This is a genomic window from Thiosulfatimonas sediminis (assembly GCF_011398355.1).
GTDB lineage: Bacteria > Pseudomonadota > Gammaproteobacteria > Thiomicrospirales > Thiomicrospiraceae > Thiomicrorhabdus > Thiomicrorhabdus sediminis_A.
Genome location: NZ_AP021889.1, coordinates 768,961 through 793,145, shown reverse-complemented (window position 1 = coordinate 793,145; position 24,185 = coordinate 768,961). Strand labels below are relative to the sequence as shown.

Genomic DNA, 24,185 nt, shown 5'->3' with positions numbered 1-24,185 from the left:
CTCCTCTAACCGGTTAACCATAACGGCCAGTAATGTAATCTTCGGTGCGTTTTACTTGGGGGTTGGTGAACAGCGAGTCGGTATCGGTATATTCAATCAGTTCGCCCATATACATAAACGCGGTGTAATCAGAAACCCGCGCAGCCTGTTGCATGTTGTGGGTCACAATCAAAATGGTGAACTCTTTCTTAAGTTCAAAAATCAACTCTTCGATGGCCAAGGTGGAAATCGGGTCAAGTGCCGACGTCGGCTCATCCAACAGCAAAACTTCCGGCTTAATGGCAATGGCGCGCGCAATGCATAAACGCTGTTGCTGACCGCCGGACATACCCAAAGCGTTATCGTGCAGACGATCTTTCACTTCTTCCCACAAGCCGGCGCCCTTCAACGCCCACTCAACCGACTCATCAAGGGTTTGCTTGTCCTTAACGCCTTGCAAACGCAGACCGTAACAGACGTTTTCGTAGATGGATTTGGGGAAAGGATTTGGCTTTTGGAACACCATGCCGACGCGACGGCGCAAAGCGGCAACATCCATATCTTTGGCATACATATCATCACCATGCAGCGTCATTTCACCTTCGGTGCGCACAATATCTATCAAATCATTCATGCGATTAAAACAGCGTAACAGGGTCGATTTACCGCAACCGGATGGGCCGATAAACGCAGTAACGCGGTTTTCCGGCAAATCCATGGTCACATTTTGCAACGCTTGTTTTGAACCATAAAACAGGTTCCAGTCTTTGACGCGAATCGCGACTTTTTCGTCTGCCAACTGCAGTTGACGATTATCGCGATCCATCGAAATGGTTAAATTTTGTTCACTCATTTGTAGTTACCTTTGTAAATTCTTGTCGGCGCGAGCTTGCCGTCTTAATGCTCTAGCGCTTTATACTTTTCACGTAAACGGTTACGAATCGAAATCGCCCCTAGGTTTAATCCCACGATAATCAGTACCAGCAACAGTGAGGTGGCATAGACCAACGGTTGCGACGCTTCGACGTTCGGGCTTTGGAAGCCGACATCGTAGATATGGAAACCCAAGTGCATAAATTTACGATCCAAATGCACAAACGGCGCAATAGCATCCACCGGCAATTCCGGTGCCAACTTCACCACACCGACCAACATCAAGGGCGCGACTTCACCGGCCGCGCGCGCGACAGCCAAAATCAACCCGGTCATAATCGCCGGCAACGCCATAGGGATAACGATTTTCTGAATCACTTCGATTTTAGTCGCCCCCAGCGCCAAGCCGCCCTCGCGTAATGAACGCGGAATACGTGACAACCCCTCTTCGGTCGATACGATAACCACCGGCAAGGTCAACAGCGCCATGGTCAAGGATGCCCATAAAAGTCCCGGGGTTCCGAAAGTCGGACTCGGCAGAGCATAACCGTAGAACAATTCATCAATCGACCCGCCCAGAATATAGACAAAGAAGCCCAGACCGAAGATACCGAACACAATCGAGGGCACCCCCGCCAAGTTGTTAATCGAGATGCGAACCGCACGCAATACCGGACCGTCTTTAGCGTATTCACGCATATAGACCGCGGCAATAACCCCCATTGGCGTGACCAGAATCGTCATGATCAGCACCATGGTAATGGTACCGATCATCGCCGGAAAAATACCGCCTTCGGTATTCGCTTCACGCGGGTCTTCGCTCAAGAAACGACCGATGCCGTTAAAGAAAAAGCCCATCTTTTCGCCCAGCGACATTTCGTTCGGCTGCCAGTAATGCACGATATTTTTAATCGGTACATTCAGCAATTGCCCGCCGCTGACGCGCATGGTCAACTCGCCCAGCGTCGACTGCTCTTGGTACAACAGTTGAGTCTGCGCCTGGAAATCACGGAACTGCTGCTCCAAGACGACACGCTCGTCGGCGTGACGCTGTTCTTGCTCACTGTTCCATTGGTCTTGCGATTTAAGACGCTTTTCATCCAAACGTAACTGCTCAAGCTGATAGTTGACGTAACCGATATCGCTTTTTTCGATGGCCTTGATCGCATCGTGTAGACGCTTTCCTTCGGCTACTTGTTTTGCCAGCTCCGCCACCAGTACCGAACCGCTAAAGGTTTGAGTGCCGACCTTTAAGGTGTGGTACCAACCATAGACATTACCGTACTCGAAACGCTCAATAACCACCGCATCGCTGGCGATTTTCGGCTCGGCTTCGACCAAGTCGTCCGCGTTGAGCCAACGAAAGTCAATGCCGTAGATGTCGCGGTTACCGACTTTAATTAAGAGCTGATCGACCAGACGCGGCGCTTGTCCGGCTACCTCGTAGACCTCTTTTACCTTGGTTTCTCGATGTTCGCCGACCACGCTTTCGACCACCGAACCGTTATTAAGCTGGTATTCGTAGACCGTATGCGGCCAGAAATGCACCATCCCTTTGTAGGTAATCATGGCAAACAGACCCAGCACCAGGACAACGCTTAAGGCCACCATCGCGGAGCTCATCCAAATCCAGTGTTCGCCTTTTTGGAACCATTGTTTCATTGTCAGCACTCCTTAAAGTGAACCGTACTTGCGGCGCATGCGCTGGCGCACCACTTCGGCAATCGTGTTAAAGAAGAAGGTGAAGATAAACAGCACCAGACCTGAAAGGAACAGCACGCGATAGTGCGAACTGGCCACCTCCGCTTCCGGCATTTCCACCGCCAAGTTGGCCGATAGCGTCCGCATCCCTTCAAACAGATTGGCGTTCATCAAAGGTGTGTTACCCGACGCCATCAAAACAATCATTGTCTCGCCGACACCGCGACCGAAGCCAAGCATGATTGCCGAGAAAATCCCCGGTGAAGCGGTCGGCAACACCACGCCAACCAGCGTCTGCCAACCGGACGCGCCCAACGCCAAAGAGCCGTTGACCAAATAAGCCGGTACGTTATAAATCGCGTCTTCCGCTACTGAGAATATCGTTGGAATCAAGGCAAAGCCCATCGCAAAACCGATGACCATAGCATTACGCTGGTCAAAGTCGATACCGGCTTCGTTGGTCAACCAAGTGCGCATATCGCCGCTGAAAAAGGCATTTTCCAAAGGTGCGCTTAATTGCAGCGCAAACCAACCTAAGAAAATCACCACCGGAATCATCAGCACGGCGCGACGCCCCACGGAGACTTTTTGACGAATCGCTTTCGGCATTTTGGTCCAGCCATAACCGAACAAGATAATCCCGATCGGCACAACAATGAAGATGGCGAAAAAGCCGGGAAGATGGGATTCCATATAAGGGGCTAACCATAAGCCGGCCAAGAAGCCGAGAATGACCGTCGGCAAAGCTTCAATCATTTCAATCGACGGTTTCACCCATTGACGGGTTTGCTTATCCATAAAGAAAGCGGTGTAGATTGCCGCCAAAATAGCAATCGGCACGGCAAACAACATTGAATATAACGCGGCTTTGATGGTGCCCCAGGTGAGCGGCATCAAGGAGAATTTCGGTTCAAAATCGGAGCTGGCCGAAGAAGATTGCCAAGTGTAGGTCGGCTCTTCATAGCCCTCATACCAGACTTTGCCCCACAAGCTCGACAAGGAAACATCGGGATGCTCGTTTTCGATTAGCAACTGCACCAAATTCCCGTTATCGGTCTCGATCAAAGCGCCGTTCGCACGCGGCGACAAGACCACCGCTCCGACCCCTTGGACGTCAATCAGCAAATCGCCGACATCGCGGTTCGCAGTCGAATGGAGTAGATGAAACTCACCGGCTTGGTTGGTCACAGCAAACCCTTTGCGGGTCTTCTCAATCGCGATGTGGTTAATCGCACCGCCGCCTATGTCAAAGCTGCGGATAAACTGCAGTTTAAAATTATTGTCCGCTTGACGGACCGGAAACCACTGCAACACCTGCCCTTTTTCAGTGCCGACCATTAAGGAGTAATCACCGAGCAAAAAGTGAATGGTCGATGGCTTGTCGTTATTCACCAACGCAACGGTTTCAATCAGCTTCGGTTCACTGACATCACTCAAGTCAATATACTCAACCATACCGTCGGCGTTAATGTTGTAGAGATTGCGCCCCATCGAATCAAGCATTAACCAACGGGTTTTTAGAGGTGAGAGATATTGACCGCTACCGTCTTCTTCCAAAGTGATCGTGTCTGACAGCATCGACTCGACTTTGGTAAACAACCTCGCTTCGATTTGCGCCGAACCTTGCTGCTTAAACACAAAACGGATTTCCGAATCGGACACGCGCGCGCCCAAATACTCAATCGCCCCGTCGGCTAAAGTCATCGGCTCTTCACCAAACGGATAGGATATTTGTGGGGTGATGGTTTTGACGTTATCTGGATAGGAAACTTGATAGCCGTATTTGGCGATAATAACATCGCCGGAGGACAGGCCAAACGCCAACAAACTCTGCAGCTCGTTGACAACAGTAAAACTGGTAATCTTTGCACCATTTAGAGGCAAGGACGCTTTTGAAGTCGCGACCGCCTTTTCCAAATCGAAACCGTACATCTGGCCAGACTGAGTAAAGCGCACGCCGGAGGTCTGATATTCATCAATACCGTAGTAGAGCGTTTTTTCGGTTGTGCCGCCAGGTAAGGCAAATTGTTGATGCTTGTCGATGCTTGCCGGCATAAACAGCGGAAACACCACATAAAACAGAAAGAACATGATTAATAGTACGGCACCAATCACGCCTAAACCACCAACAGTGATACCAATTTTTGCGACTAAATCACGCAAATTTCGGCGTTTTATGCGTTTTTCAAAAGCGGGGCCGGTTAGCGCCTTATCCAATGCATTTTCCACAGAACGACTCATAAAGTTACCTATCACACTTTGTCAAACGTTGAGCGACTTCAAAAAACAACGAAATTTTCAACGTTTTTACTGACAGTTATATTTAAGCGTGAATAATAGATAGGCTATATGACAGTCAAATAACAAATTCAGCACACTTTGTTACATTTCTGTAACATCACTGTCATCTATTAAAAACCGGTTTTTGCACCAAACAAAAACAAACTTTGCACCCATTTAAAACAAGCGCCACAATTCCCACGCTAAAACCAAGGCCATAAATGCAATCCTATTACCATATAATTCAACAAGTTAGTGCGTTTTAAAAAAAAAGGTGCAATCTGGCACGATTCAAGCTAATATCCAGACTGTTAATTTTAAGCAAACCCTTCACAAGGATTTATCTCAATGCCACAAGCTATTTTAGATTTAATCAAAGAAAACGACGTAAAATGGATTGACCTACGCTTTACGGATACTATCGGTAAAGAACAACACGTAACCATTCCAGCATCAAGAGTTGATGAAGACTTCTTCACCGACGGTCAGTCTTTCGACGGTTCATCTATCCGCGGTTGGAAAGGTATCCACAACTCTGACATGGTGTTAATGCCTCAGACTGACGGTTACGTTATGGACCCTTTCACTAATGATTCAACGCTAATTATCCGTTGTATGATTCTTGAACCTTCTACCATGGAAGCATACGAGAAAGACCCTCGTGGCATCGCTAAGCGTGCAGAAGCTTATCTAAAATCTACCGGTATTGCAGATTCTGCATTCTTCGGCCCAGAACCTGAATTCTTCATTTTCGACGACGTACGTTGGGGTGCAGACATGACCGGTTCTTTCGTTAAAATTGACTCTAACGAAGCCGCATGGAACACAGAAAAAGCTTACGAAGGCGGTAACATGGGTCACCGCCCTCGTGTTAAAGGCGGTTACTTTCCAGTACCACCAGTTGATCAGCTACATGAAGTTCGTGCTGACATCTGCGCAATGGCGGAAGCCATGGGCCTTAAACTAGAAGCACACCACCACGAAGTTGCTAACGGCGGTCAATGTGAACTTGCTGTAGGTGGTAACACCCTAACTGCAAAAGCTGACGAAGTGCAGATCCTGAAATATGCGGTTCACAACACCTGTCACGCACTCGGTAAAACAGCGACATTTATGGCAAAACCAATTGTTGGCGACAACGGTTCTGGTATGCACATCAATATGTCACTTTCTAAAGATGGCAAAAACATTTTTGCTGGTGACGTGTACTCTGGCCTTTCTCAAGAAGCCATTTGGTATATCGGTGGCCTAATCAAGCACGCTCGTGCTTTGAATGCGTTCACTAACCCTGGTACTAACTCTTACAAGCGTCTAGTTCCTGGTTTTGAAGCACCGATTCTATTGGCGTACTCTGGTAAAAACCGTTCAGCGTCAATCCGTATTCCATACGCGCCATCTGAGCGTGCGCGCCGTGTAGAACTACGCTTCCCAGATCCAACAGCAAACCCATACCTAGCGTTTACGGCATCAATGATGGCTGGTCTTGACGGTATTCTTAACAAGATTGATCCGGGCGCACCGTCTGAAAAAGACTTGTACGACCTAGAGCCAGAAGAAGAAGCAACCTACGCAACTGTTTGTGCATCACTTGATGAAGCACTGGAAGCCCTTTCTGCGGACCGCGATTTCTTGAAACTAGGCGGCGTATTCACTGATGACGTTATTGACTCTTACATCAAGCTGAAGATGGAAGACGTGACCCGTTTCCGTGCAACTACCCACCCAGTTGAGTTCGATATGTACTACTCTGCATAATTTTTGCCAGAGTTACCGCTTGGTTATTTACAAGCGGACATAAAAAAAGCCTCGTTATTCGAGGCTTTTTTACATTCTAAGCCAAGGAAACTCAACAGTAGAGTTCCATTGGCTTACACAAGAAACAATAACGCAAATACTGGGCGAACTTGAAGGCGGCCATAACAGACCTAAATATTCAAACCACCCAAATATTCAAACCACCTTAACACCCAACTCAATCAACCATCAAAGCTTGCCAAACCCCTGCCACCGCATCGCGCTGCGTTGGATAACAAGTCAATGGCACTAAAGCACTTTCATTCTGTAACGACAGGCGATGGTATTTGGAACGATACACCTGATAAGCATCCATCAAATCTGCTACCTGTTGTTGAGTCAAAAGCTGGTTGCGCGCCACTGCTTCCAAAATTCGCATATTATCACTGAATGTCAGCAAATCAGGATAACGATGCGCGTACCCCAAAACCAGATACTGCATCATAAACTCAATATCCACAATCCCGCCACGGCCTTGCTTTAAATCAAACAACTCTGTATCTGACTTATCTAAGGAATCCTGCATCTTACGACGCATATCAGCCACCTCAGTTCGCAACACCGTTAGATCGCGCGACTGACCAATAAATTGCTGTTTAAAATCGTTAAAAGCCCGCTGTGCCGCATCACTGGCAACCACTGCGCGCACCCGCACCAAAGCCTGATGCTCCCAAGTCCACGCTTTGTTTTGCTGATACTTTACAAACTCATCAAAGCTCACCACCATCATGCCGGAGGCACCATTGGGACGCAAACGCGTATCCAATTCATAGAGCACACCGGCCGGCATTAACGTGGTAATTAACGAAATTACCTTCTGTCCCATACGAACGAAATACAAGGAATTGTCCAACGTACGACCACTTGCCGAAACAGCCTGCGCACTTGGCTCAACCCCCTGATAAAGCATCACAATATCCAAATCAGAACCGTAACCCAACTCAATGCCGCCTAATTTGCCGTAACCCAGCACCATAAAAGGGTTCTGCGAAGCTTCATTCAAACCACCCGGCACACCGCTTTTTTGGCGCATCAAACGCCAAGCAAACTCAACCGTTACTTTCAATACCGCCTCAGCAATCCAGGTCAGATAATCACTCACTTTCATGATATGGACATTTCCAGTAACATCTGCGGCCGCAACCTTAAACACTTGAGCGTGACGCCATTGGCGTAAATCCTGCATAAAACGCTCTTCATCCAAATCACTCTGTTCCAACAGACTCCACGCCTCTTTTAGCAGAGATTGCGCGTCTAATGGCGAATACAGGCTGCGCTCATCAATTAACTGATCAAGCAACGCAGGATATTTCACTAGCATCTCACTCAGCCATGCACTGACATGACAGAGCTGTAACAGATGCTTCAACGCCTCAGGATTCTCCTTTAATAGCACCAGATAAACACTGCGGCGCACAATTGCTTCAATCACCGCCAAGGCACGACTAAGAGCAACTTTGTCGTACTCCGGTTTTAAAGCCTCATTAATTAGAATCGGCATTACCGCGTCTAAACGCTCTTGGGCGTCTTTGCTTAACATCTGCAAGGCGCGAGACTGTTTAAACCCTTTAAGCAAACTTAACACTTCTTGTTTGCGCGCATCAGACAACTCAAACTCGGCAAGCAACCCATCATCATCCAAATCACCCTGCCACAACTGCCCCAACGCACCGCGCTCATCATCTTGCTCTTGCTCATCAAATACCAACCCAAACTGGGCTTGCACAAAAGCACGGTGGGTATTTAACACAGCCAAAAATGCTGCATAATCATCAAAACCCATGCTCTGCGCCAACGCCAACTGTTGCGGCGCACTCACCGGCAAATCATGAATCTGCATGTCTTCCCACATCTGCAAACGATTTTCAGCACGACGCAAAAAGCAATACGCCTGCTGCAAAGACTCGGCAACATCAGAAGTCAAAAACCCCCGCTCAACCAACAACGCCAAGGTAGGCAACAACTGCCGACCCTGCAAGCCGCGGTCACGCCCGCCATGCACCAACTGAAACGCCTGCACAATAAATTCAATCTCCCGAATACCACCCGGTCCAAGCTTGATATTATCTTGCATCCCCTTCTTCTTAACTTGATCACTGATCATGCGCTTTAAATCACGCAACGAATCCATGGCACTAAAGTCAATATAACGGCGATAAACAAACGGGCGCAATACATCAAACAACTCCTTGGCTTGCGTCGCGTCACCAGCCATCACTCGCGCCTTAACTAAGGCATAACGCTCCCAAGCGCGACCATGCGCCTCATAATAATGCTCCAAAGCAGCAAAACTGACCGCTAAAACACCGGTATCGCCAAATGGACGCAAACGCATATCAACACGATACACAAAACCATCACCATCCATTTCCACCAGAGATTTATTCATCTGCTGGCCAAGCTTGATAAAAAATTCCTCATTAGAAATTTGTTTGCGTCCATTGGTTTGCCCACGTTCTGGATAGGCAAAAATCAAATCGATATCCGAAGAAAAATTCAATTCTTGGCCACCCAATTTTCCCATGCCGATAACCAGCATTTTTTGCGGCTCTCCGGTTTCCTCCCCAATCGGAACCCCAAAGCGCTCACTTAACTTGGCATAGTTCCAATCCAGCGCGGCATTTACCAGCGCATCCGCAAGATCAGAAATATCGCGCATTGATTCCAGCAAGTCCGCCAAACCAGATAAATCGCGTAGCGCAATCCGCACCATCTGCCAATTACGTTGTTGACGCAAATGACGCTTTAACTCCACTTCACTCTGCGCACTGCTGACGACCGCATAAACCTGCTGATACAACTGCCCTTGCGCGAATTTACTCTGCCAATTCTCAGCTTCAAGCAAATGGGGATAGCGAGCTAAATTTCGCTCAACATAGGGACTCCACTGTTTAATTTGCGATAAATCGTATTTCATACTCTTCCTTATTAAGCACTAGAAGGAGGTAAATCACCTCCTCGAAATTCAGCTATTTTATAAATATAAAGCTTCGTTTGACGCCGATCATTCAACTGCCAGATTTCACTTGGCGTCACGCTTGGCACAGCAAAGCTATTAGAGACAAAAAAACCTTGATCCGGCATCTCTTGCAACACCTTTTGCCATAATTTAGCCATTGGTTCAGGCGAAAGAAAAGCATAGGCCAGCGAAACATCAAACAAAGAGGTATGCCATAAATTTTGCGCCAAAACAGTGCCGCCACCGCGTAAATTACGTAGCTTTGCTATCCATAGAGGAATTGGCGCAGTCTCCACACCCAATGCAGCATCAATCCCCGGCTGCTCAGCCATAAAACGCACATTAAGACCATTACCACATCCCAAATCCATAAAACGCCGCAATTGATTTTCTCGAGCTAACTGCGCCAAAGCCAGACGAGTCGTCTGATTACTTAAATACAGCGGAACGCGCTCTAAGAAAGCATTCTTAAAGACCAGCACCAACAACACAAACAAAACCAGCGCCAGCAAAGGGTTTGCGCCAGCACTCAGGGCAAGATAAAGCCCACCAGGAAGGAGAATTTGAATCAGATACCACCAACGCGGCAAGACAAAAAGTGTGGTTAACAAGACCGCATAAGCAGTCTGTAAAAAGAGCAGAAAACCATCTGAAAACGGTGGTGCAACAAACTGCGCTAAAAGAAAAACCGTCAACCCTAACAATAGCATGGCAAAAAACTGCGCCAAGAGCGCCTTAGCAATTGGCGGAAAATTTTGCTCTGTCAGAAACTTCACCTATGAAACCACTCTTGCACCTTAAAAAAACCCACTTGCACCACCTTGGAACAAAAAAACCAAATGACAAATCAATAAAACAAGGGATTCACCACAAAAAACAACGTAACCATTTGAATTAAAAGATAAATTAAAAAAGATGGCACGCTAACTGTTATAAACAGGGCGAACTTAATATTCATTCCATCAGAGAGGTTAGTATGAAACTGGTTGTTGCAATTATCAAACCTTTTAAACTCGATGACGTCCGTGAAGCCTTACACAGCATTGATGTGCACGGCATGACCGTTACCGAGTCTAAAGGCTTTGGCCGTCAAAAGGGCCACACGGAAATTTATCGTGGTGCGGAATACGCCATCGAATTTCTACCAAAGCTACGTATCGAAATCGCTGTCGGCGATGATCAGGTCGAAAGCGTCATCGAAGCGGTCAGTAGTGCCGCGAAAACAGGAAAAATTGGCGACGGCAAAATTTTTGTAATGCCGCTAGAACAAGCAATTCGTATTCGAACCGAAGAATCGGGCGATATTGCACTGTAATAGATAGGGGAAAAACAATGGAACAAATATTACAAGTCAGTTATGCCCTAGACACATTTTATTTTTTGATGTCAGGGGCTTTAGTTATGTGGATGGCAGCCGGGTTTGCCATGCTAGAAGCGGGGATGGTGCGTACCAAAAACACCACTGAAATCTTAGCCAAAAACGTCGGGCTTTTTGCCATCGCCTGTATTATGTACATGCTGGTTGGCTACAACATCATGTATCCAGGTGAAGCAGTTTCAGCTTACTTCCCAGGTATCTCGTTCTTGATTGGTGGTGACAATGCTGTCGCTGATGTCATTGCGGGTGGTGATGATGCGCCTTACTATTCAGGTATGTCAGACTTCTTCTTCCAAGTTGTGTTCGTTGCAACGGCGATGTCAGTTGTTTCTGGTGCGGTTGCTGAGCGTATGAAGTTAATGTCATTCTTCGCTTTTGCAATTGTTTTCACTGCATTCATCTATCCAATGCAAGGTTTTTGGAAATGGGGCGGCGGTTTCCTTGATGGTCTAGGTTTCCTTGACTTCGCTGGTTCTGGTGTTGTTCACATGGCAGGTGCGGCGGCGGCTCTAGCAGGTGTACTACTACTAGGTGCTCGTAAAGGGAAATACACAGCGGAAGGCGAGTCTCGCGCTATTCCAGGTGCAAACCTACCTTTAGCAACTCTTGGGACGTTCATTCTATGGCTAGGTTGGTTCGGTTTCAACGGCGGTTCTGAGCTTAAAATCTCAAACGTTGAAGAAGCAAACGCGGTTGCAATGATTTTCGTGAACACTCTTATGGCGGCTGCCGGTGGTGTTATCGGTGCCCTACTGATGTCGAAAATCAAGTTCGGTAAAGCAGACCTAACAATGATGTTAAACGGCGCACTAGCGGGTCTAGTTGCAATCACCGCTGAGCCTCTAACGCCATCGGCTTTAGAAGCAACCTTAATCGGTTTAGTGGGTGGTATTATCGTGGTCCTTGCTATCCTAGTAGTTGACAAGAAATTTAAAATTGACGATCCAGTGGGTGCAATTTCAGTTCACGGTGTTGTCGGTATCTTCGGTCTACTTGCGGTCACATTCACTAACCCTGACGCAACAATTGTTGCACAGTTAACCGGTATTGCAGTGATCTTCGCTTGGGTATTCGTAACCAGCTTGATTGTCTGGGCCATCATCAAAGCAGTGATGGGCATCCGTATCTCAGAAGAAGACGAATACATCGGTGCAGACCAATCTGAGTGTGGTATGGAAGCTTACCCAGAGTTCACAAAATAATTTGAACCCAACGCAATAAAATTTACCAAACTCCACGGTAACCTTTAAACCCCGCACTCGCGGGGTTTTTTTATTGCCATCGATTTAAGCATCTAACCCCGTCTTGAACTGAATCAAAAAACGCAACGTCTAAGCATTGCGTTTACTGCTTTTCGGTACAATGAAAATACGATTATCGCGGAGCGCAACACATGAACAAAACTCATATCCATCCTTGGCTTATTGGCACGCTACTGAGCTTAAGCTTAACACTCCCCAATACCTTACTCGCAGCAGAAAGCGAATTTGCGCAATACTCACCCAAATACAAACAATTTGAACCGCCTGCAGAAAAAATCCCCAAATATTTCTCAATGGAAAAAAATGTAGTGAACTTTCAAGGCGAAGGTAAAGCCAAATTCTTAGCGATAGACTTAAAATTTATGAGCTACTATCCACAGCTGGTGGAAGTGGAGATGGAACATCTAAGACCGATTCTGAAAAACGACATCGACCGCGTCTTGCGCAGCCAGACATACACCAAATTGAACACGCCAGACGGACCGGATATTTTACGCCAAGAGATTTTAACCACCGCACGTGCTATTCTCGAAAAACACAAACTCTATCCTGACTTGCTGCAAGACGTTTATCTCGAACGCTTTGTGATGCAATAAATTCGGCCTTCTAACGCCCCAAGTTTCGCATTTTATATAAAAAATTCAGCCAACGGCTTTTCAGGGTTGGCTGCTCTTTAATCATATGCCCATAAATCAACAAAACAGCTTGTTCATGCGGATTATGCAATGGATGTTGCGCCCAACCGATTAAATCCTCATAAGCCATTTCCGTGTCATGCGCCACCAGCTGCCAAGGGACATACTGCTCCGAATCAATCAACTTTGGGCCGCTTGGCAAAATTTGCAAACGCAATTTTTGATCAATAACCACCGTCTCAGTCTGTCCAGATTCCATCCAAATGCGCACTACCTCCCCCTGCTCTAACAGAGTTCCATAGGGTAAAAATTGGTATTTGGCTTGCAAATTACTTACCGGATTGTCCACTAAAGGCGGTCCATCCGGAAACTTAAATTGACAGTAACCTTTTGAACAACAAGACATTTTCACCACACTCCTATGCAAACACCGCTCAAAAAGCGTAGAATATTTATATCGAATTTTGATTTTGTCTGGAGATAATAACGATGGTCATCAACAGTTACAACTCCCTAAGCACCTCATCGTATGCCAACACCCAAGCCTTGAGCAGCAGCAATCAAGCCTTGGCGAGTGGCTCGCGGATTAACAGCTCAGCCGACGATCCGAGTGGGCAAGCCATCGTGACGGCGTTAAACACGCAAGTTACCACACAAGATATGGCGAGTCGCAATGCTGTTGACGGAATCTCCTTATTACAAACGGCTGATGGCGCCAGTAACTCAATAGTCGAGCGCGTACAACGCATGAACGAATTGGCCCTTCAAGCGTCAAACGGCACACTAAACGCTACCCAACGCAACATACTCAACCAAGAATTTCAGCAAAATTTAGCCGGTATAAATGACATTGCACAAGGCACGAGTTTTAACCAGCAAAACCTGCTAAACGGCGAACTCAATACCCTTGATATTGCATTAGGCGAAACCTCCGCCACATTAAGTTTACCGAACTTAACTTCAGACGGCCTCGGCCTATCCGGCTTATCAATTGATAACCCAAGCAATGCGGCCACCGTATTACAAGGCTTGGGCAACGTGCTACAAAACTTAAGTCAAACACGCAGCGAATTTGGCGCGCAACAAAACGGCTTACTGGCGCAATATGACAATCTGCAATCGCAAAACGTCAACAGCCAAGCCAGCCGAAGCCAAATTAACGACACCAACTTTGCGCAAGCAATTTCTGAGCAAGTTCGGCTCAATATACTGCAAGAGGCACAAATCAGTATGCAAGCACAAGGAAACCAAAGCCGCGCTTCGGTCTTACAACTGCTAAACCCCTAGCTTTTATACGCCCCCAATAAAGCGACCAGTTTTCACTGAGTCGCTTTATTTCTCCCTCCCCAAAATCCAAAAATAGCCATCGCAGAACTGAATTATCAATCTTCCGCAAACCCAAGGCGGAGTTGAGTATGACAAGCCCCATTCTGATTGCTATAATCCCACAACTATTTTTTCCTAATTTAAGACAGATTAAAGTTATATGGATAAGCATTTCGACCCTAACGCCATTGAAATTAAGTGGTATCAAACTTGGGAAAACCAAGGTTATTTCAAACCAAGTTACGACACCTCCGCGGATCCGTATAGCATTATGATCCCTCCGCCAAATGTCACCGGTTCCCTTCACATGGGTCATGCCTTCCAAGATACCATTATGGACACACTGATCCGCTTTAATCGTATGCGCGGTAAAAACACCCTTTGGCAACCGGGTACCGACCACGCCGGTATCGCCACGCAAATGGTGGTAGAACGCCAACTGGCTGCACAGGGCTTGTCGCGCCATGATGTCGGCCGCGAAAAGTTCATCGAAAAAGTCTGGGAATGGAAAGAAGAATCCGGCGGAACCATTACCAAACAGCTACGCCGTATGGGCGCGTCTCCGGATTGGAGCCGCGAACGTTTTACGATGGACGACGGTCTATCCGATGCGGTAAAAGAAGTCTTCGTTCGCTTATATGAAGAAGAGCTAATCTATCGCGGCAAACGCCTAGTCAACTGGGATCCGGTACTGCACACCGCGGTTTCCGATCTTGAAGTCATCTCAGAGGAAGAGCAAGGTAATCTTTGGCACTTCAACTACCCATTGGCTGACGGCTCAGGCCACCTAACCGTAGCCACCACACGCCCAGAAACCATGCTCGGTGACCAAGCGGTCGCAGTACACCCAGACGATGAACGCTATCAACACCTGATCGGAAAAACCATCTCCCTCCCTTTGGTGGGCCGCGAAATCCCAATTATCGGTGACGACTATGTCGATATGACATTCGGAACCGGCTGTGTAAAAATCACGCCAGCGCACGATTTCAATGACTATGAGATGGGTAAACGTCACGACCTGCTAATGCTAAACATCTTCACGGTCGATGCCGCCATTAACGACGAAGCACCTGAGAAATACCAAGGCATGGATCGTTACGAAGCGCGTAAAGCAATTGTTGCAGATCTCGACGCACTCGGGCTTTTAGACAGCATTAAACCGCATACCTTGATGGTGCCGCGCGGCGACCGTTCACACGCCGTTATCGAACCCTTCTTAACCGACCAATGGTATGTGGCGGTTGAAGCACTGGCTAAACCGGCAATCGATGCAGTCAAAAACGGCGATATCGAATTTGTCCCGAAAAACTGGGAAAACACCTATTTTGAGTGGATGAACAACATCCAAGACTGGTGTATCTCACGTCAAATCTGGTGGGGACACCGCATCCCTGCTTGGTACGATGCAGACGGTAATGTCTATGTTGGCCGCACCGAAAATGAAGTCCGTGAAAAACACCGTATTTCGGCCAGTGTCGAACTGACCCAAGACAATGACGTCTTAGACACTTGGTTTAGTTCAGCACTTTGGACTTTCTCAACGCTAGGTTGGCCAGAAAAAACACCCGAATTGGCGACTTTCCATCCGACTTCGGTACTGGTTACAGGTTTCGACATCATCTTCTTCTGGGTTGCCCGTATGATTATGATGACCTTGAAATTCACTGGCGAAGTGCCGTTCAAACAAGTATATGTACACGGCTTAGTGCGTGATGGCGAAGGCCAGAAGATGTCCAAATCGAAAGGCAACGTGCTTGATCCAATCGACCTAATTGACGGCATTCAACTGGAAGACCTAGTCGCAAAACGCACCTACGGTATGATGCAGCCAGAAAAAGCCGCGAAAATCGAAAAATCGACTCGCAAACAGTTTGCCGACGGCATTCCTGCATTCGGCACAGATGCGATTCGCTTTACTTTTGCCTCGCTGGCTTCAACTGGTCGAGACATCCGTTTCGATCTGCAACGTGCCGAAGGCTACCGCAACTTCTGTAACAAATTATGGAATGCGACTCGCTACGTCCTAATGAACACCGAAGGCTTTGATACTGGGGTTGACGAACAACAACCAGTAGAATACTCCCTTGCCGACCGCTGGATAGTCGCACGTTTGCAACAAGTCATCAGTGAAGTTCAAAAACACCTAGACAACTATCGCTTTGACTTGGCCGCCAATGCCATGTATGAATTTACTTGGAACGAATACTGCGACTGGTATCTGGAACTGGCCAAACCAATTCTTAACAAAGACTCGTCCGATGCCGCAAAACGCGGTACGCGTAAAACCTTGGTTCGCGTTTTAGAAACTCTATTGCGCTTAATGCACCCAGTCATGCCATTTATTACTGAAGAAGCGTGGCAAGCGGTTGCGCCGCTCGCAGGTAAAAACGGCAATACGATTATGCTGCAACCTTACCCAGAAGCCAATGAAAGCTTGCTAGACAGCGAGGCATTAGCGGAGCTGGAATGGGTTAAAGCCTTTATTATTGGGGTGCGTAAAATCCGCTCCGAAATGGACATTGCGCCAAGCAAAACCTTACCGGTATTACTGGCCGACTTAAATGCACAAGACTGCACTTGGCTGGAAAACAACCGTTTATTCTTGCAAACCTTGGCCAAATTGGAATCCATTGAGGTGCTCACCGATGAGAGCAGTGCGCCAGAATCCGCCGTTGCATTAGTCGGCGAAATGAAAGTCCTTATCCCAATGGGAGGACTGATTGATAAAGAGGCTGAAATGGCACGCCTAGGCAAAGAAATCGACAAATTAAAAGGCGAAATCAACCGTTTAAGTGGCAAACTCAACAACGACAGCTTCGTTGCAAAGGCACCGGAAGCGGTGGTCGCTAAAGAACGCGAAAAATTGGCTGAAAACCAAACCGCTCTAAATAATCTTGAGGCGCAGTATGACAAAATCTCAAAACTTTAAGCTTTCCCGCTCCCTGCAACCCTTCGCAATCACGCTTGGCTTAGCGACTCTAAGCCTTGTAGCTGCGCCAATCAGCAGCGCAACAGCGGCAACTGCGGGCTATACCAACTACGTTACCGATTCAATCGAAGTTCCGGTGCGTCGTGGACCGGGGTACAAATTTAAGATTTCACAAATGCTTAAATCCGGCACGCCAATCAAAATATTGGAAGTCGACAAAGAGGGCTGGGTTCAGGTCGAATATACTCGTGGCTCAAAAACCTCGCTCGGCTGGATGCCTTCAAGCATGCTGCAAAACGAACCGATCGCTAAAGAGCGCTTAGTGACGCAGATTGAAAAAACAAATCAAGTGGAAGAAAAATTCAACGCGCTCCAACTGGAACTGAAAACCTTAAAAGAGCGTTTTGATACCGCCAGCACTGAGTTAAGCAGCATCAAACAAGAAAAGTTTGAAGTAACTCAAGAATTTGAACGGTTGAAATCGGTCTCCAGCAATGCGGTGACGCTGGACGAAGAAAACAAAGCGATGAAGATGCGGCTCAATGAAGTAGAAAGCGAAAACGCCATTATGCGCGAACAGATTGACCAGTCAGAAGATTCGATTAAACGCCAGTGGTTCTTAACCGGCGGAACCGTTCTACTGGTGGGTTTACTGCTTGGACGTTTCTTCCGCGCACCAACCAAAAAGAAACGCTGGGGTGAGTTATAAGCCTCTTGTTTTAAACAAACTCAAAACCGACAGTCTTAACATCCTTCCCGCCCTTGTTGCCAAACGCATTTGCTAAAGCAAGAAAGGACTAGGAAGAGAACGCTTTAGGCACAGAAAAATTTAATTGAGCAAGACGGCTGTTTTTGTCATGTCCAGACCTGACAAAAACAGTCAACACCGCGCAGTTAAATTCTTTAAAGGCCAATAGGGACTTGTTCTGAATCTCCCTAGGATTCAGGACTCCTGAGCGTCTTTGGCGCTTAGGTAGTTAATCTTATGCAGATGCTTTCGGTTGAGAATGGTTCCGGCTTCAGTGTCAAATTTAACTTTTCAACTTAATCTTTTTTGAACAAACGTTAGCTTCTTTTTTAACTTTTTGAAAGCGTTAAGCGGCTTAATGAATGACCCCTCAAGTAAACTCGCAAAGCGTTTCACGCTCATTTCAATTCCAACCATCGAGATTGATAACCGACGGAAAATACTTTGTTTCAAAACGAATAACCGTCAGATCACAAACTTTCTGTTCGCCAAACAAAGCAAAAGAATAATTCTTTACAAAAACTCTTATTCATAATCAATCTTATTTTCAATTAAACTCAATCACTTTCTCATGCAAAACGTTTTGATTTATTATTTCAAATACTTGTTAAGTAAATGGTTTTCTTCTTTGGTTAAGCAATGAACTCACTCCAATACCCTGGCAATCGGTGCCTTAATGCCATAAACCAAAAAAAACAGCACGGTTTTATGTTCCTATTGGTTTCGCTAATGTTGGTCATTGGCTCGGCAGCTTGGTTTACCAGTATCGGCAAGCAGCAAGCAAGTAGCATGAAAGTGGAAAGCGAAGACCGTAATCTATTGCAGCTACAAAAAATCAAACAGAAAATGCTCGCCTACTCCATCCTAACTCCTGAAATTTATGCAAATCAATCTCTTATACCAGGACCGGGGTATTTTCCATGCCCTGATAAAGATGGCGATGGCATCGTTGATGAACCTTGCGGCTACGAATCTGCAATTCATCAAACTTTTGTATACGGGCGAGTTCCAAGAGAAATTACAGGGCATTTTTTCTCTTTTATCGATGAAGACATTGACCAAGATCGTTTCTGGTTTGCGGTTGATGCTCGCTTAGTCAGTTCTCATGGTCTCTATCAATTTGCAGGAAACCAACGTTTTAGTAATGTAAACCCTGATATGGAAAACGAGGTTAAAGACGACTCCAATCATGATGTTCCGCCATTATTGCTAGACGGCAAAACAGAAATTGTGATGGTACTTTTTTATGCAGGCAATGCCCTAAGCGGACAAAATCGACCAAGCAATCAGATTGATGACTATCTAGAACAACCAAACGAGGTTATTGGCCAAAACATTGATTTTACCTCTGCTGGGAACTCAGGCACTTCTTTTAATGACTATGTTTTAAGCATTACCCGTAGCGAATGGGAAGCTGCCATATTGTCACGAGCAAGTAAAGATAACAATCCGCTGGATGGTGTACCTGATTTTTGCGTAAGTCTAAGCGACAATAGTCAACATTGGTTTAATGAATGTGCCTATACCAACACAGCAAATCGCCCAATTTACCAATGCGATGAAACCAGTTTCGATAACCTTACCGGACAGAATTGGCGCGCGCTAATCTGCCCCTAGGAAACGGGAATGCAACCAAATAATCACCATTCAAAACGTATCTCGATTAAGTCTAAAAACAAGGAAGGCTTCACCCTACTTGAAATAGCGATTGCACTGGCAATTTTAACCATTTTAACGATTCAAATCGCTGATCTAAGCAAAATTAGCAGATACTATGATTTAAATCGTGCTAGCTCAGCTCAAGTTGGAGACGTTAAAAACCTTTTACTTAGCTTCCTGCAAACCAATGGATACTTGCCTTGCCCCGATACCGATAACAATGGATGGGAAAACCGTACCGGAAATCAATGTGATGCGATAAAAGGAAAACTCCCACACTTAATGCTGGGCATCACCCAAAACGACGCCTCTTTCCAACCTTACTATTACCAAGTCAATGCAAGAACAAACAGTGCCGAGATAGAGGACCCAAGTAATTCTGCCAGTTTTTTTGGTACGAGCGCGATACCCAATTTCAACCTAAGCACTCCACCAATTGGCATCAATGCCGGTAACGGCAATATGGTAATCTGCGACGCTGCAGAATCGCAAAATTGCAATATTAGCACTGGAATAGATCATGTCATTGAAGGAGCTGCCATTGCCGTTGTGGTTGCTTTTGGCAATAACAGCGCAACTACTTGGCAGCAAATTGATAACAACAGCATTGACTTGGATGCACCAGCTGAACAAGAAAATGCTGACGGTGATGCTTATTTCTGGCTTGCTAAACATAGCTTTGCGGATGACAACCTTGCATGGATTAATGGCTATGAAGCTAAATACACGCTATTACAATCCAGCTTTCACCTTAATTAATTGGCAAGGACTGACTATGAAGACGGGAAAATCGACTCTCCAAAATGCCGGTTTCAGCCTACTGGAACTAACCATTGCCCTATCCATCATCAGTATTATTGGAGCTGGTAGCCTCGTAACTTACAGTGAATTTCGTGACCATGCCAAATGGCAGGAATCGCAACGCAGTATGGCTGTCGTTAAAAAGGCAATCTTAAAGTTTAACGAACGCTATAAGTTTGTTCCGTGCCCTGCTCAAGATGAGAGCGGCCTAGAATCACGCACAGTCAAAAAAGGTAAAATCCCCGCTATTCCAGCCATCCCCGCTGTCCCAGCCAGACCGGGAACAGAGAGTCGCCCCACCATTCCTGCAATTCCTGCTGTGCCGGCGCAAGCAGCAATTCCTAACATTAATGTCAATACCTGTTCGGTAAATAGTGGCTATGTCCCATACGAAACGCTCGGTTTAGCCCGTGCTGACGCTCAAGACAGCTGGGGAAACTTAATACTCTATGCCGTCGATCAAGGTGTAACAGATGAAGATCTCATGCTTGACTGTCCAAACCAAACCGCATGTTTCTTCAATCGTGATCCTATTCCCAGCCTACCACCCAATAAAGTTTATCCCGGCAGTGCTTTACCGGCCTATAACTCACAAACCTTACCGGTCGGCAGTAATTTAGGAGCACAGAATTTAGAGATTTGTAGCAACAGCAGCTGCTCAGAAATACTCGCAAATGGTCAAGTCATTGTGCTTGTCGCAAAAAATCAACGTAACTCAAATAGCTCTGATTTAGGCAGTGACGAACAAGAAAATCTAGATGGCGATCGAAAATTTATCCAGACACAATATAGTAAGTCCTCTGCATACGATGACGTCATTCTGTCTATAGGCGCTTACGAATTGAAAAAAAACGATGAAATGAACAGTTTTGAAATCGTTAACACAGTCAATAACAATCAAAACATCACATTAAAAAGCGGAGAAAATGTAATCGGCGGCGGGGCGGATAAAAGCATCGGCGATATTGGTGACAATAATCCATACAGCAAAAACGTACAAACAGCAATTATCGGCCAAACGGTGAGTTTTGGCAGTGACTATGCCGGCAAAACCGTCGTCATGTCTCTTGACACAAAAGCCTATGGAACCTGGGACCAACCTAGTAGACGCGATCCGGGCTTAACCAGTGACCAGGCTTTTATCAGTGCTAATGGTTCTATTTTGGAAACGTTGGTTTATGATTCAACTCAGAGTGACCATGATGGCTACTATAGCTATTATGATCCTGCACTTGGTGGAGACAGTAGCTCAACCAACCGTACTGAGAAATATTGGGATGACTCCCATGATTTAGTTTTTCAACTAGACGAAAATGGCGACGCCAACCTAGAATTTGCCGTCGCCACCACTGGAACAGACGAACAAGTTGATTTCACCAACATCGAATTAATTGTCTATGACACTCCGCCACTTATCCCTAACTTTCCTAGCGTTAATGTAATTGACGGTATTGAGCAAACACAGGGGCTTGAATAATGAACACGCAATCCTCCGAATTGAAACAGAACGGGTTTACCTTAGTCGAATTAACCATAGTGGTTTTGATTTTAGGGATTATTTTTATTTCTTTTTCCAATAATATGGGGGCAATAGGACATGTCCAGAAAATCAAACAAAGCCAAAACCAGCTAAAAACCTTAAAAACCGAATTCCTCACTTTTGGTAAAACACATAAATACCTTCCCTGCCCTGATACGGATAACGATGGCTTGGAAAATCGCACGAATATGATTGTCGCCACTGAAACCCTTGATGTCTGCGCTTCATCTTCCGGTACGGTTCCTTATTTGACCCTAGGTTTACAAAAGGAAGCAATTACCGATAGCTGGAACAACCTCATCCGTTACGCCATCAACACCGAAACAACAGACGGTGCCAAAATCTGCGACAAACGAAGTTCCGCTAGCTTCTTTTGTACTCTAGCCGCTGACACCACTCCTTGGTTTAATATGACCGATACACCACCGAATAGTACAGATTCAGGTAGCGGAAATTACACCATTTGTAACCAAAAGACCGCTAGCTGCGATGCTTCAACAACCATGCAAGGCATTGACTTAAATACCGCTAGTATCGTTTTGCTCGCTTACAATCAAGACGGTTCCCAGACGCTAAACAATTGCTCTGAACAAAATTCAGCCACAAAAGAAAACTGCGACAACGACCTGTACTTTCACCAGTCACAAGCAGATAACCAAACGCAAAACTTTTTTGACGATAGCATTCTTGCCATTAGCGGTTACGAGATCAAAGCCAATCTTCTCGCCAATAACATAAATTGGGATAGCTATACGTCAACAAGCAGCCATTCTGGCTTAACACCGACTTATGAAGATTTTGACTTAACCGCTGATGACAATGTTCCAATATCCAATAGTCCAGATGAACAAGATGTCATTCTCATAAACCGTAATATGACCACCGATTTAGATTTAGGCGGGGGAGATGATTACCTTGCAATCGGCAACAATCTTGCGAGCACTGATTCTAATCCGAAACTGGATATGGGGGATGGTAACGATCAACTGTATATTGTCGGCACCGCAACGACTTCTGTTTATCTCGGTGATGGAGACGATGCTTTTGTATTAGGAACCGATATGCAAAGTCAGGCTTTTAGCGGCGATGGCAACGACAAAATCTGGATTCAAGGCAATATCCTAGAGGGATACGGCACTCGTCGAGGTAGAAAAAGTTATATTTTAGAAATGGGCAATGGCGACGATATTCTTTGGGTCGGCAATAGTGAAGACTCTCAAAGCGGCTTGATTCAGAGCAACATTAGGGGCAATGACGGCTTCGATATTTTAGTACTGGAACAAATTAGCAAAAGTGACTACCAAAACGATAGCTCGCTTCAAAGCTTCGTGAATGAATTTGAGCTCGTTATTTTCAAAGCCGATAACAACGGCGATCGAGAATATCTCGAGCTCAATTAGCGCATACCTGAATGTAAAAAAGGCCATATGCAATAAGCAAAATGACCTTTTTAAAATTTGATTGCGGTAAGCTTAAGAAAACGCAGAACAAGTCTAAATTGCATCAAATACCCTGTTGAGGGCAACAGGAACTTATTCTGCGTTTCCTTAGTTATAAATTCTTGGAATCAACTTTTGCGCTTCAACATAACCTGGTAATAAAGCGCCGTCCTCAAGGATTATATTTGGCGTGCCATTAATTTCTAAATCTCGTACATACCCCATATGCGCTTGCACAGGATTATCACAAGATTTTGCCGCTAAAGTCTCGCCCTTCATGACTTTATCCATCGCTTGCTGCGGGTTACTCGCGCACCATACCGATACCGCTTTGCTGTAAGATGGCGTATTCACACCGCTGCGTGGGAACGCCAAATAACGAACGGTTACGCCAGCTTCATTCAAAGCCGGAATCTCATTATGGAATTTGCGGCAGTATGGGCAGTCAATGTCGGTAAACACGGTAATCGTTGATTGCTGCGGCGCTTTAGGATTGGCTGGATACACCAACATCGATGTCGGTGGAATCTGCGCGATTACCCCTTTTCGCTCATCATTAACCACAGCCGATGTTAAATTCACGCCGTTTTTTAAATCCATCATCTGCCCTTGTAGCAAATAATTACCGTCGCCGCTAAGGTAGATGACATCCAGACCAATTTTAACCAAAAATAGATTTGCAATCGGCGTCGGGCGAATATCCAATGGACCAGAAACACCATTCAATAAAGGTGTTAAGGTTTTTTCAATCGCTTGACGTTGTTCCGCAGCCACGTCTTGTTGAGCCTGCACATTCACAGAGAAAGCCGCACTGGAAAGTAACGCCAGAAGCCCCCATTTTTTGATTAATTTCATTAACTTAATTCCTTTAACCGCGCC

Annotated in this window: 18 protein-coding genes; 11 read left to right on the top strand and 7 right to left on the bottom strand. The window is 46.1% G+C overall.

All coding sequences use genetic code 11. From position 1 onward, the window contains the following. Positions 1–13 precede the first annotated feature (13 nt). The 3 genes from pstB to HRR27_RS03620 are packed head-to-tail and all read right to left on the bottom strand — an operon-like array spanning position 14 to position 4,794. A complete protein-coding gene (gene pstB, locus HRR27_RS03630; RefSeq protein WP_173270997.1) occupies positions 14–832 on the bottom strand; it encodes a phosphate ABC transporter ATP-binding protein PstB in 819 nt (272 codons plus the stop codon). A gap of 44 nt (positions 833–876) precedes the next feature. Beyond that, complete coding sequence (gene pstA / locus HRR27_RS03625) at positions 877–2,514, bottom strand: phosphate ABC transporter permease PstA (RefSeq protein WP_173270994.1); 1,638 nt, start codon at positions 2,512–2,514, stop codon at positions 877–879. A 12-nt stretch (positions 2,515–2,526) separates the two neighbouring features. After that, entirely contained in the window at positions 2,527–4,794 is a 2,268-nt protein-coding gene (locus HRR27_RS03620) for an ABC transporter permease subunit (protein ID WP_173270992.1), read from the bottom strand. Positions 4,795–5,181: 387 nt separating this feature from the next. Here HRR27_RS03620 and glnA point away from each other — a divergent pair, with 387 nt between their 5' ends. Next, positions 5,182–6,588: a type I glutamate--ammonia ligase gene (gene glnA, locus HRR27_RS03615; protein ID WP_173270990.1), complete on the top strand. Its 1,407-nt coding sequence runs from the start codon at positions 5,182–5,184 to the stop codon at positions 6,586–6,588. Between the two features lie 217 nt (positions 6,589–6,805). Here the strand turns inward: glnA and glnE are convergent, their stop codons facing one another. Together glnE and HRR27_RS03605 are read right to left on the bottom strand one after the other, a co-directional pair. Continuing rightward, positions 6,806–9,544: a bifunctional [glutamate--ammonia ligase]-adenylyl-L-tyrosine phosphorylase/[glutamate--ammonia-ligase] adenylyltransferase gene (gene glnE / locus HRR27_RS03610; RefSeq protein ID WP_243830878.1), complete on the bottom strand. Its 2,739-nt coding sequence runs from the start codon at positions 9,542–9,544 to the stop codon at positions 6,806–6,808. Between the two features lie 11 nt (positions 9,545–9,555). Then, on the bottom strand, positions 9,556–10,362 hold the full coding sequence (locus HRR27_RS03605) for a class I SAM-dependent methyltransferase (RefSeq protein ID WP_243830877.1): 807 nt from the start codon (positions 10,360–10,362) through the stop codon (positions 9,556–9,558). Between the two features lie 200 nt (positions 10,363–10,562). Between HRR27_RS03605 and HRR27_RS03600 the strand changes: the two genes are divergently transcribed. The 3 genes from HRR27_RS03600 to HRR27_RS03590 all read left to right on the top strand — a co-directional run bounded on the left by HRR27_RS03600 (position 10,563) and on the right by HRR27_RS03590 (position 12,822). Further along, positions 10,563–10,901, top strand: a complete 339-nt coding sequence (locus tag HRR27_RS03600; protein WP_173270988.1) for a P-II family nitrogen regulator — start codon at positions 10,563–10,565, stop codon at positions 10,899–10,901. Positions 10,902–10,918: 17 nt separating this feature from the next. Continuing rightward, a complete protein-coding gene (locus HRR27_RS03595) occupies positions 10,919–12,166 on the top strand; it encodes an ammonium transporter (protein ID WP_173270986.1) in 1,248 nt (415 codons plus the stop codon). Positions 12,167–12,357: 191 nt separating this feature from the next. Further along, the gene (locus HRR27_RS03590) at positions 12,358–12,822 is read left to right on the top strand and encodes a flagellar basal body-associated FliL family protein (protein ID WP_173270984.1); all 465 of its coding nucleotides are present in this window, start codon (positions 12,358–12,360) and stop codon (positions 12,820–12,822) included. Positions 12,823–12,832: 10 nt separating this feature from the next. Here the strand turns inward: HRR27_RS03590 and HRR27_RS03585 are convergent, their stop codons facing one another. Continuing rightward, entirely contained in the window at positions 12,833–13,267 is a 435-nt protein-coding gene (locus HRR27_RS03585; protein WP_173270982.1) for a hypothetical protein, read from the bottom strand. An 83-nt stretch (positions 13,268–13,350) separates the two neighbouring features. Between HRR27_RS03585 and HRR27_RS03580 the strand changes: the two genes are divergently transcribed. The 7 genes from HRR27_RS03580 to HRR27_RS03550 all read left to right on the top strand — a co-directional run bounded on the left by HRR27_RS03580 (position 13,351) and on the right by HRR27_RS03550 (position 23,267). Next, positions 13,351–14,148 (top strand): flagellin N-terminal helical domain-containing protein, encoded by a 798-nt coding sequence (locus HRR27_RS03580; RefSeq protein WP_173270980.1) that lies wholly within the window; start codon positions 13,351–13,353, stop codon positions 14,146–14,148. 199 nt (positions 14,149–14,347) lie between these two features. Further along, the gene (locus tag HRR27_RS03575; protein ID WP_173270978.1) at positions 14,348–17,119 is read left to right on the top strand and encodes a valine--tRNA ligase; all 2,772 of its coding nucleotides are present in this window, start codon (positions 14,348–14,350) and stop codon (positions 17,117–17,119) included. After that, complete coding sequence (locus HRR27_RS03570) at positions 17,097–17,828, top strand: TIGR04211 family SH3 domain-containing protein (protein ID WP_173270976.1); 732 nt, start codon at positions 17,097–17,099, stop codon at positions 17,826–17,828. Before HRR27_RS03575 ends, HRR27_RS03570 begins: the two co-directional genes overlap by 23 nt. A gap of 768 nt (positions 17,829–18,596) precedes the next feature. Further along, positions 18,597–19,484, top strand: coding sequence for a hypothetical protein (locus HRR27_RS03565; protein ID WP_173270973.1), 888 nt, complete (start codon positions 18,597–18,599; stop codon positions 19,482–19,484). Positions 19,485–19,493: 9 nt separating this feature from the next. Next, positions 19,494–20,285 (top strand): type II secretion system protein, encoded by a 792-nt coding sequence (locus tag HRR27_RS03560; RefSeq protein ID WP_173270971.1) that lies wholly within the window; start codon positions 19,494–19,496, stop codon positions 20,283–20,285. Then, positions 20,239–21,804, top strand: a complete 1,566-nt coding sequence (locus HRR27_RS03555; RefSeq protein WP_173270969.1) for a type II secretion system protein — start codon at positions 20,239–20,241, stop codon at positions 21,802–21,804. Before HRR27_RS03560 ends, HRR27_RS03555 begins: the two co-directional genes overlap by 47 nt. Continuing rightward, positions 21,804–23,267 carry a type II secretion system protein gene (locus HRR27_RS03550; RefSeq protein WP_173270966.1) on the top strand — a complete coding sequence of 488 codons (1,464 nt, stop codon included), beginning with the start codon at positions 21,804–21,806 and terminating at the stop codon, positions 23,265–23,267. The genes HRR27_RS03555 and HRR27_RS03550 overlap by 1 nt, the downstream gene beginning before the upstream one ends. Positions 23,268–23,414: 147 nt before the next feature. Here the strand turns inward: HRR27_RS03550 and HRR27_RS03545 are convergent, their stop codons facing one another. Next, positions 23,415–24,161: a thioredoxin fold domain-containing protein gene (locus tag HRR27_RS03545; protein ID WP_173270964.1), complete on the bottom strand. Its 747-nt coding sequence runs from the start codon at positions 24,159–24,161 to the stop codon at positions 23,415–23,417. Positions 24,162–24,185 lie beyond the last annotated feature (24 nt).

Coding starts and splice junctions, on each gene's coding strand:
- pstB (WP_173270997.1), bottom strand. CDS start 832: ATGAGTGAACAAAATTTAACCATTTCGATGGATCGCGATAATCGTCAA.
- pstA (WP_173270994.1), bottom strand. CDS start 2,514: ATGAAACAATGGTTCCAAAAAGGCGAACACTGGATTTGGATGAGCTCC.
- HRR27_RS03620 (WP_173270992.1), bottom strand. CDS start 4,794: ATGAGTCGTTCTGTGGAAAATGCATTGGATAAGGCGCTAACCGGCCCC.
- glnA (WP_173270990.1), top strand. CDS start 5,182: ATGCCACAAGCTATTTTAGATTTAATCAAAGAAAACGACGTAAAATGG.
- glnE (WP_243830878.1), bottom strand. CDS start 9,544: ATGAAATACGATTTATCGCAAATTAAACAGTGGAGTCCCTATGTTGAG.
- HRR27_RS03600 (WP_173270988.1), top strand. CDS start 10,563: ATGAAACTGGTTGTTGCAATTATCAAACCTTTTAAACTCGATGACGTC.
- HRR27_RS03595 (WP_173270986.1), top strand. CDS start 10,919: ATGGAACAAATATTACAAGTCAGTTATGCCCTAGACACATTTTATTTT.
- HRR27_RS03590 (WP_173270984.1), top strand. CDS start 12,358: ATGAACAAAACTCATATCCATCCTTGGCTTATTGGCACGCTACTGAGC.
- HRR27_RS03585 (WP_173270982.1), bottom strand. CDS start 13,267: ATGTCTTGTTGTTCAAAAGGTTACTGTCAATTTAAGTTTCCGGATGGA.
- HRR27_RS03580 (WP_173270980.1), top strand. CDS start 13,351: ATGGTCATCAACAGTTACAACTCCCTAAGCACCTCATCGTATGCCAAC.
- HRR27_RS03575 (WP_173270978.1), top strand. CDS start 14,348: ATGGATAAGCATTTCGACCCTAACGCCATTGAAATTAAGTGGTATCAA.
- HRR27_RS03570 (WP_173270976.1), top strand. CDS start 17,097: ATGACAAAATCTCAAAACTTTAAGCTTTCCCGCTCCCTGCAACCCTTC.
- HRR27_RS03565 (WP_173270973.1), top strand. CDS start 18,597: ATGTTGGTCATTGGCTCGGCAGCTTGGTTTACCAGTATCGGCAAGCAG.
- HRR27_RS03560 (WP_173270971.1), top strand. CDS start 19,494: ATGCAACCAAATAATCACCATTCAAAACGTATCTCGATTAAGTCTAAA.
- HRR27_RS03555 (WP_173270969.1), top strand. CDS start 20,239: ATGAAGCTAAATACACGCTATTACAATCCAGCTTTCACCTTAATTAAT.
- HRR27_RS03550 (WP_173270966.1), top strand. CDS start 21,804: ATGAACACGCAATCCTCCGAATTGAAACAGAACGGGTTTACCTTAGTC.
- HRR27_RS03545 (WP_173270964.1), bottom strand. CDS start 24,161: ATGAAATTAATCAAAAAATGGGGGCTTCTGGCGTTACTTTCCAGTGCG.